At 69.0% G+C, this 7,794-nt stretch carries 8 protein-coding genes; 4 read left to right on the top strand and 4 right to left on the bottom strand.

Translation table 11 applies throughout. The features are described 5' to 3' along the window. Nucleotides 1–4 precede the first annotated feature (4 nt). From K1Y73_RS15185 to K1Y73_RS15200, 4 genes are read right to left on the bottom strand one after another with little or no spacing between them, the layout of a single operon-like run. Complete coding sequence (locus K1Y73_RS15185) at nucleotides 5–790, bottom strand: heme ABC transporter ATP-binding protein (RefSeq protein ID WP_225029153.1); 786 nt, start codon at nucleotides 788–790, stop codon at nucleotides 5–7. Continuing rightward, nucleotides 791–1,870: a FecCD family ABC transporter permease gene (locus K1Y73_RS15190; protein WP_225029154.1), complete on the bottom strand. Its 1,080-nt coding sequence runs from the start codon at nucleotides 1,868–1,870 to the stop codon at nucleotides 791–793. Between the two features lies 1 nt (nucleotide 1,871). Next, nucleotides 1,872–2,750: a heme/hemin ABC transporter substrate-binding protein gene (locus K1Y73_RS15195; RefSeq protein ID WP_404819095.1), complete on the bottom strand. Its 879-nt coding sequence runs from the start codon at nucleotides 2,748–2,750 to the stop codon at nucleotides 1,872–1,874. Beyond that, nucleotides 2,747–3,793: a hemin-degrading factor gene (locus K1Y73_RS15200; protein ID WP_225029156.1), complete on the bottom strand. Its 1,047-nt coding sequence runs from the start codon at nucleotides 3,791–3,793 to the stop codon at nucleotides 2,747–2,749. The genes K1Y73_RS15195 and K1Y73_RS15200 overlap by 4 nt, the downstream gene beginning before the upstream one ends. A 263-nt stretch (nucleotides 3,794–4,056) precedes the next feature. On the opposite strand from K1Y73_RS15200, the gene K1Y73_RS15205 reads away from it, so the two are divergent. The 4 genes from K1Y73_RS15205 to K1Y73_RS15220 form a co-directional block, all read left to right on the top strand. After that, a complete protein-coding gene (locus K1Y73_RS15205) occupies nucleotides 4,057–6,135 on the top strand; it encodes a TonB-dependent receptor domain-containing protein (RefSeq protein WP_225029157.1) in 2,079 nt (692 codons plus the stop codon). Beyond that, nucleotides 6,129–7,130: a tonB-system energizer ExbB gene (gene exbB, locus K1Y73_RS15210; protein ID WP_225029158.1), complete on the top strand. Its 1,002-nt coding sequence runs from the start codon at nucleotides 6,129–6,131 to the stop codon at nucleotides 7,128–7,130. The genes K1Y73_RS15205 and exbB overlap by 7 nt, the downstream gene beginning before the upstream one ends. Nucleotides 7,131–7,145: 15 nt before the next feature. Further along, nucleotides 7,146–7,562 (top strand): TonB system transport protein ExbD, encoded by a 417-nt coding sequence (gene exbD, locus K1Y73_RS15215; protein WP_404819096.1) that lies wholly within the window; start codon nucleotides 7,146–7,148, stop codon nucleotides 7,560–7,562. Continuing rightward, nucleotides 7,559–7,794, top strand: a 236-nt coding sequence (locus tag K1Y73_RS15220; RefSeq protein WP_225029160.1) for a hypothetical protein, incomplete at its 3' end; no start/stop codon positions are given. The genes exbD and K1Y73_RS15220, both read left to right, overlap by 4 nt.

Genomic DNA, 7,794 nt, shown 5'->3' on the forward strand with positions numbered 1-7,794 from the left:
GGCGTCAGGCGGCGCTTTGCGGCAAGATCCAGGGGCCGCTTGCGGGGGCCCGGCCCACGCGGATCGGGCAGCCGAAGGCCTGGCCCAGCAGCGCGTCGGTCAGCACCTGATCGACCCGGCCCTGGGCCAGAAGGCGGCCTGCATGCATCAGCAGCACCTGATCGGCGACCATCGCCGTCAGGTTCAGGTCATGTAGCACCATCACCACCCCGCCGCCGGCATCGGCGAAGCTGCGGGCGATGCGCATCACCATCAGCTGATGGCCGATATCCAGGCTCGCCACCGGCTCGTCCAGGAACAGCCAGCCCGGGCCCTCGGGCGTGACCGGCTGGCGGGCCTGGGCCAGGACGCGCGCCAGCTGCACCCGCGCCTGTTCGCCGCCCGAGAACTGGTGATAGGGCCGCCCGCCCGCGCCCGGCAGGTCGACCTCGGCCAGAAGCCGGTCGATCAGATCCGGCGCCGCGCCGCCGGACCCCGCATCCAGCCCCAGCCGGACGATCTCGGCCGCGGTATAGGGGAAGGCGACCTGGGTCGATTGCGCCAGAACCGCGCGGAACTGCGCCAGGATCCGCGGCTTGGTGCGGGCGATGTCATGGCCGTTCAGGCTGAGCCGCAGGCCCGGCAGGGGCAGGGCGGGGACTTCGCCGGTCAGCGCGCGCAAAAGCGTGGTCTTGCCCGAGCCGTTCGGGCCGATGATCGCGGTGATCTGGCCCGGGCGGGCCGAGAAGCCGATCTCATGCAGCAGGCGGCGGCCCGACAGGGCCAGCGACAATTGGGCAACTTCAAGCATTCACAGCCCCGTCAGGCCCCGGCGGCCCAGTAGGATCCACAGAAAGACCGGCGCGCCCAGGCAGGCGGTGACGATGCCGATCGGCAGCTCGGCCGGCGCGACGATCGAGCGCGCGATCATGTCGGCTGCGACCAGAAGGGCTGCGCCCAGCAGCGCCGATTGCGGCAGAAGGGCGCGATGGTCGGGCCCGGCGAACAGCCGCAGCAGATGCGGCACCACGATGCCGATAAAGCCGATCCCGCCCGACACTGCCACGGCCGCCCCGGTCGCGGCGGCGGTGACGAAGACCGCCAGCCGCTTCATCGCCTGCACACGGATGCCCAGATGCAGCGCCTGCGCCTCGCCCAGGGCCAGCGCGTTCAGCCCGCGGGCCAGGAAGGGCGCGGCGATCATCGCCGGCAGGATCAAGGGCAGCGCGCCGCCCAGCTTGGCCCAGCTGGCCCCGGCAAGCGAGCCCATGGACCAGAAGGTCAGGTCGCGCAATTGCCGGTCATCGGCCATGTAGATCAGAATGCCGGTCGCCGCCCCGGCAAAGGCCGCAAGCGCGATCCCGGCCAGCAGCAAAAGCGCGACCGAGGTCTGGCCGCCCCGCGTCGCCAGCCGGTACAGCAGCAGCGTGACCCCCAGCCCGCCCAGAAAGGCCGCGAAGGGCACCAGATGCAGCCCGGTCCAGGCGGCAATCGCTGGCGGCAGCAGGCCGCCCAGCACAATGGCCAGCACCGCGCCCAGCCCCGCCCCGGCCCCGACCCCGACAATACCGGGATCGGCCAGCGGGTTGCGGAACAGCCCCTGCAGCAGCGCCCCCGACAGAGCCAGCGAGGCGCCGACCACGATCCCCAGCGCCAGGCGCGGCAGGCGGATGTCCCACAGGATCACCTCGGCCCGCCGGTCCAGCCCCTCGCCAAAAAGCGCGGGCAGGATCTCGGTCAGGCGCAGCCCGGCCGCGCCCGTGCCCAGCGAGATCACCGAGACCGCCAGAAGAAGCAGAACCAGAAGCAGCGTCACCAGCCGCGGCGTGGGGCGCGGCAGGCTGCGGCTGGCCTGCGGGCGCGGGCGGCGGGGCAGGGGCAGGGCGACCATCTCAGCCGCCCGCCGGATAGAAGGCGTCGTACAGCGTCGCGGCGGCCTGGGGCGTGCGCGGGCCGAAGCCCAACATCAGCATCCCGTCCATCCGCACCACCCTCTGGGCGGCGCCGGCCGGGGTCTGGGCGATGGCCGGATGGCCGAACAGATCGGCATCGGCAATCGCCAGATCGCCCTCGCGGTCCATCATCAGGATCACATCCGGCGCCGCGGCGATCACCGCCTCGTCCGTCATCTGCTTGTAGCCCTGAAAGCCGGTGCCGGCATTCACCCCGCCTGCAAGCGTGATGATGCCCTCGGCCTCGGTGCCTTCGCCCCCGGCCAGGATGCGGCCACCTTGCAGCGACAGCACGAAGAGAACACGTTTCCGGTCGGTCTCGGGCAGGGCCGCGGCCTTGGCGCGGGCCTCGGCCAGGCCGGCTGCGACCTGATCGGCCAGCGCCTTGCCCTGCGGCCCCAGCCCCAGAACCTGCGCGACGGCGTGGATCTTGTCGACCAGGCCTTCCGGCGTCGTCGCCTCGGGCACCAGATGGAAGGGGATGCCCGCCGATTTCAGCACCTCGACCGCCTCGGGCGGGCCGGCATCGCCTTCGGCCAGGATCAGATCGGGGTCCAGCGCCAGCACGCCTTCCGGCGACAGGGCGCGGATATAGCCGACATCGGGCAGGGCCTCGACGCTTGCGGGGAAGTTCGAGGTGGTGTCACGCGCCACCAGCCGGCCTTCCGCCCCCAGCGCCACGGCGATTTCGGTGACCGAGCCGCCGAGGGAGACGACCCGGTCTCCGTCTGCGAAGGCCGCCGTGGCGGCCCCCGCAAGACAAAGGATGCCGATCAGACCGGCGTGAAGCCGGCCATAGGACAGCGCGGTCATGGTCATGCCTCCGCGCGCGGCAGGGTTTCGGTCAGGGCGGCCCAGGCATCGGCCGGGGTGTCCTTCCGGTAGCCGAAGATCTGCAGGATCAGCGCGCCCTCGGCGGTGAAGGCCTCGACCGAGATCGCGGGGCCGGTGCGGGTGGGCTTGGTGACCAGCCAGACCTCGGCGATGTGGTCGCCGCGCAGATGCAGGTTGAAGCGCGGATCCATGACGTTGATCCAGGGGCCCATCGGCACGATCTTCTCGACCGGCCCGCCATGGATCTGGATGCAGCCCTGGTTGCCGACGAAGATCATCAGCGGCACCTTGTCTTCGGCGGCGCGGGTCAGCAGCGTGTTGACGGCCTCTGGCGCCAGCTTCACCGCGTGGGGCGCGCCGACGACGCGATAGGCGCCCAAACGGTTCATCTTGTGGGTCTTGACCAGCTTCAGGAACTGATGCGTGTCGGTCATCCGGTCCCATTCGGCGCGCAGCGCCTCGGCCCGGCTTGCGTCTTCGCGCGCGGGCTCAACCGGCGGCACCGGCTGCAGCGCCAGCGCCGAAGGCGGTTCAGACAGGCGCAGCGTCTCGACCAGCCGGTCGAAGGCCGCGGCATCGGATTCGGGCTTGAGATGGATCTTGTGGACCGCCTCGCCCGCGGCATCGAAAACCTGGATCGAGCGCTTCACGCTGCCATCCTGCGCGGTCTCCGACAGGGCGAAGCCATGCACCCAATGCGACGGGAAGATGCGCAGGTCGATTTCGGGATCCAGCACCATCGAGGCATGCGGCCCGCCGCGATAATCGGAATAGACGCCGCGCCGTTCATGCACGCAGCTTTCGTTGCGCGTCAGCGCCAGCACATCGCCCAGATCCTTGACCAGCGGGATCAGCCGGTCGGGTGTGGCGTCGATGGCGGTCACGCCCTGGCCCAGATAGGCCGCCACCAGCTCGGCCTCGGTCAGGCCATGGCTTGCGGCGAAATCCCGGGCGCGGGCCTTGGGGTTCTCGGCGCGCAGGGCGCGAATCGCGGCGGGATCAAGCGGGGTAAGCGGGCCGTCGGCCATGGGATGTCCTTTCCAGAAGCGGATTTTCGATGCGCATATCTGGCGTAAGGACGGGCCTTTGGGCCGCAAGTCCTTGGCTGGGGCGCTTTTTCTGTCAGCCTTCCCGGGCCGGGATACTTGACAATTATGCTCGGCATTTCTAGGAGTCCTTTCCTGACAGATCAAGTCGGAATCTTCCGCTCCTCTGCCTCATGCCAGCACCGACCGGGTTTCACCGGCTCCGGGCCAGCCCCTCACAACCAGAACATTCCGAAGGGACGCCCATGCTGCCTTGCCGCCCCGCCCGTTCCGGGCTTTTGCTGACCGCCGCCACCGCGCTTGCCCTGGGCGTTCAGCCCGCCGCCGCCCAAGAGGCCGCAAGCGAAGGCTTTTTCACTATGCTGGGCCGGGTCATCCTGGGCACCGGCCAGGAAAAGGTGGCAATCGACACGCCGCAGGCGGTTTCGGTGCTGGAGCAAGAGGATCTTGACCAGCTTCAGCCCTCGACCATCGCCGATCTGCTGAAGACGGTGCCGGGCGTGCAGGCGGCCGGCGCCTCGGCCCGCGCGCTGGGCATGGCCTTCAACATCCGCGGCATCGGCAATACCGAACAGAATGCCAGCGAAGAGCGGATCAAGATCATCGTCGATGGCGCGCCGAAATTCTTCGAAAAATACCGGATGGGCAGCTTCTTCGGCGATCTTGACCTGTTCAAGCGCGTCGAAGTGCTGCGCGGCCCGGCCTCGTCCACGCTGTACGGCTCGGGCACGATCGGCGGCGTGGTGGCCTTCACCACCAAGGATGCCAGCGATTTCCTGGGCGAGGGCGACGGTCAGGCGCTGCGCTTCAAGGGCGGCTACGATTCGAACGGCGACACCAACAGCCAGGGCGTGATCTTCGCCACCCGCAAGGGCAACATGGAATTCCTGGCCGCGCTGAACCGCTCGTCCGGCGGGCTGATGCAGGATGGCGACGGCAATGACATTCTGGGGACCGAGCATGAAAGCTGGTCGGGCCTGGTCAAAAGCAAGCTGACCTTCGGCAATGACAATGACCAAAGCCTGACCCTGTCGCTGTCGCGCACCGAAACCAATCTGGACGGCGCCCAGGTCGCGCAGACCGGCGGCTCGGCGGCGGCGTTCTTCGGCACCGCCGATGTCGATGCCGTCGATGACACGGTGACGCTGACCTACAAACACGGCTTCAGCGCCAATCCGCTGCTCGATCTGACGGTGCAGCTGTCCTATACCGACACCTCGACCAAGCAGCGCAACTTCTCGCTGGGGGCGATGTGTTCGCCGGGCACCTTCCAGGTCCTGTGCGACAATGACGCGGCCTATGCCACGACCACGCTGAAGATCGAGAACACCGCCGATCTGTCGACCGGCGCCTGGGAAAACTACCTGACCTTCGGGATCCAGGTTTCGGAACAGGAACGCACCGCCACCTCGTCCCTGGGCGCACTGGGCTTCCACCCCGAAGGGACCGACCGCAAGACCGGCGTCTATGTGCAGGGCGAATTCACCTGGAACGACCGGCTGACGATCATTCCGGGCGTCCGGGTCGATTTCGGCGACCGCACCCCCAGCGCCGCCTCGATCGCCGCCGGGGCGACCGATACCAGCGACACGGCGATCTCGCCCAAACTGTCGGTTCTGTACGAGATCAACGACAATTGGGGTGTCTTCGGCACGCTTGCGCGGACCGAACGGATGCCGACGCTGGACGAGCTGTATTCCTATGACCCGGACGAGCCGCCGAGCATGGATCTGGACAAGGAAGAGGCCGACTCGATCGAACTGGGCTTCACCTATCAGAAGCAGGGCATCTTCACCGGCGATGACGTGCTGCAGCTGAAGGCCACCGCCTTCCACAACGACCTGACCAACCTGATCGCGCGCGACAGCACCTCGGGCACGCCCTATTACACCAATATCCGCGATGCCGAGATCTGGGGCGCCGAGCTTGAGGCGCATTATGAGGCCGAGCGTTGGTTCGGCAGCCTGGCCTGGAGCCATGTGAAGTCCAAGGATGCCTCGACCGGGCTGACGCTGGCCGATACTCCGGCCGAGAATGTGGCGCTGACGCTGGGCGCCAAGCTTCCCGATCAGAATCTGGTCCTGGGCTGGCGCGGCTATTACTTCGACGGGATCACCACCTCGTCGGCCACCACTTCGGGCAGCGCCTATGACACGCATGACCTGTTCGTGACCTGGCGGCCGGATCAGGGCGCGCTGGCGGGGCTTGAGGTGAACTTCACCGTCGAGAACGTCTTCGACAAGACCTATCGCAACAACCTGGCCCTGGATAACGGCGTCGGGCGGAATGCGAAACTGTCGGTCGGCAAGGCCTTCACATGGTAAGACCCGCCCCAGCCGCGCTGGTGCTGGCCCTGGGGCTGGCGGGGCTTCCTGTCTTCGGACAGGAAGCGCCGTCGCCTGCGGTGGTCAGCGAGGCGCCGGGCCAGCCCGCGCCTCCGCCCCCCGATCCGGCGGCGGATCCGGGGGTCATGCCCGCGCCCGAAGCCGCGCCGCCGGCTGTGACTGAATCCGTGGAAGGCCCGGCCCCGGCCGAGCTTTCGACTGACCTCGCGACTGGGCCTGCGGCCCCGCCTGCGGCGCATGCGAACCCGCATACCGATCTGATGGGCATCGTCTGGCTTGCCCATCCGGTGGTGCAGGCGGTGATGGCGGTTCTGGCGCTGGCGGCCTTCCTTGCCCTGACCATCTTCGTGCAGAAATCGGCCGAATTCGCCCTGGCCGGCCGCCGGCTGCGTCGCGCGACCCAGGCCGTGGCCGATGCTCAGGCCCTGACCGCCGCGGCCGAGGCGCTGGGCGGCCTGCGCGGGGCAGGGGCCGACATGGCCCGCGCCGCGGTCGAGGAATTGCGCCTGGCCGAAGCCGATCCGGCGCTGATCCCCGGCACGCGCGAACGCAGCGCCGCGACGTTGGGCCGGATCGAGGCGGGGGCCGCGATGCGGCTGCGCGCCGGCACCGGGATTCTGGCCTCGATCGGCTCGATCGCGCCCTTTGTCGGCCTGTTCGGCACCGTCTTCGGGATCATGAACAGCTTCCTTGCGATCGCCGAGACCAAGACGACCAACCTTGCCGTTGTGGCCCCCGGCATTGCCGAGGCGCTGCTGGCCACCGCAATCGGCCTGGCCGCGGCCATTCCGGCGGTGCTGATCTACAATCTTCTGTCGCGCCGCCTGGCCGCCTATCGCCACCGGCTGACCGATCTGGCGGCGCTGGTCCTGACGCTGCAAAGCCGCGCGCTGGACCGGCTGGCCGGCCGGCCGGCGGCCACGGTCACCCCGCTGGCCGCGCCCGCCCGCCCGGCTTTGGCGCAGGGGGGCTGAGCCATGGCGTTTTCGCTGGGCGGCGGTGGCGGTGACGACGATGTCGCGGAAATGTCCGAGATCAACGTCACGCCCTTCATCGACGTGATGCTGGTCCTGCTGATCGTCTTCATGGTGGCGGCCCCGCTGTCGACCGTGGACACGCCCGTCGATCTGCCCTCCAGCAACGCCCCCGCGCAGGACCGCCCGGACGAGCCGCTGTGGTTGACCCTGACGGTCGAGGGCACGCTGACGCTTGGCAATGACGTCCTGCCGCCCGAGACGCTGGCGGCCAGTCTGGATGCGGCCAGCGGCGCCAAGCGCGACACGCCGGTCTTTCTGCGCGCCGATCAGACGATTCCCTATGGGCGGCTGATGGAAGTGCTGAACCAGCTGCGCGCCGCCGGATATCTGAAAGTTGCCCTTGTCGGCCTGGAAGGAAGCCCGCCATGAGCCCGATGCGCCCCGAACGTCATTTCGCCGACCGTCCCCGCCGCCCCGGCGCGGCCTGGGGCTGGGCCGCCTCGGCCGGATCGGTGGCGCTGTGCCTGTCGGGCCTGGCCGCCCTGGCCATGTCGGTGGCGCCGCCGGGCGAAAGCTCGGCCGAGATCGAACAGCAGGCGATCGCTATCGTCCTGCCGCCCGCGCCCGCGGTTGCGGCACTTAGCGAAGCGGCGCCCGCCAC

Origin of the sequence: Xinfangfangia pollutisoli, from assembly GCF_020179405.1 — a bacterium.
In the GTDB taxonomy this organism is placed as follows: Bacteria; Pseudomonadota; Alphaproteobacteria; order Rhodobacterales; family Rhodobacteraceae; genus Pseudogemmobacter; species Pseudogemmobacter pollutisoli.

Excerpts from the sequence above, each read along its gene's own strand:
- K1Y73_RS15185 (WP_225029153.1), bottom strand. The coding sequence starts at position 790 with ATGCTTGAAGTTGCCCAATTGTCGCTGGCCCTGTCGGGCCGCCGCCTG.
- K1Y73_RS15190 (WP_225029154.1), bottom strand. The coding sequence starts at position 1,870 with ATGGTCGCCCTGCCCCTGCCCCGCCGCCCGCGCCCGCAGGCCAGCCGC.
- K1Y73_RS15195 (WP_404819095.1), bottom strand. The coding sequence starts at position 2,750 with ATGACCATGACCGCGCTGTCCTATGGCCGGCTTCACGCCGGTCTGATC.
- K1Y73_RS15200 (WP_225029156.1), bottom strand. The coding sequence starts at position 3,793 with ATGGCCGACGGCCCGCTTACCCCGCTTGATCCCGCCGCGATTCGCGCC.
- K1Y73_RS15205 (WP_225029157.1), top strand. The coding sequence starts at position 4,057 with ATGCTGCCTTGCCGCCCCGCCCGTTCCGGGCTTTTGCTGACCGCCGCC.
- exbB (WP_225029158.1), top strand. The coding sequence starts at position 6,129 with ATGGTAAGACCCGCCCCAGCCGCGCTGGTGCTGGCCCTGGGGCTGGCG.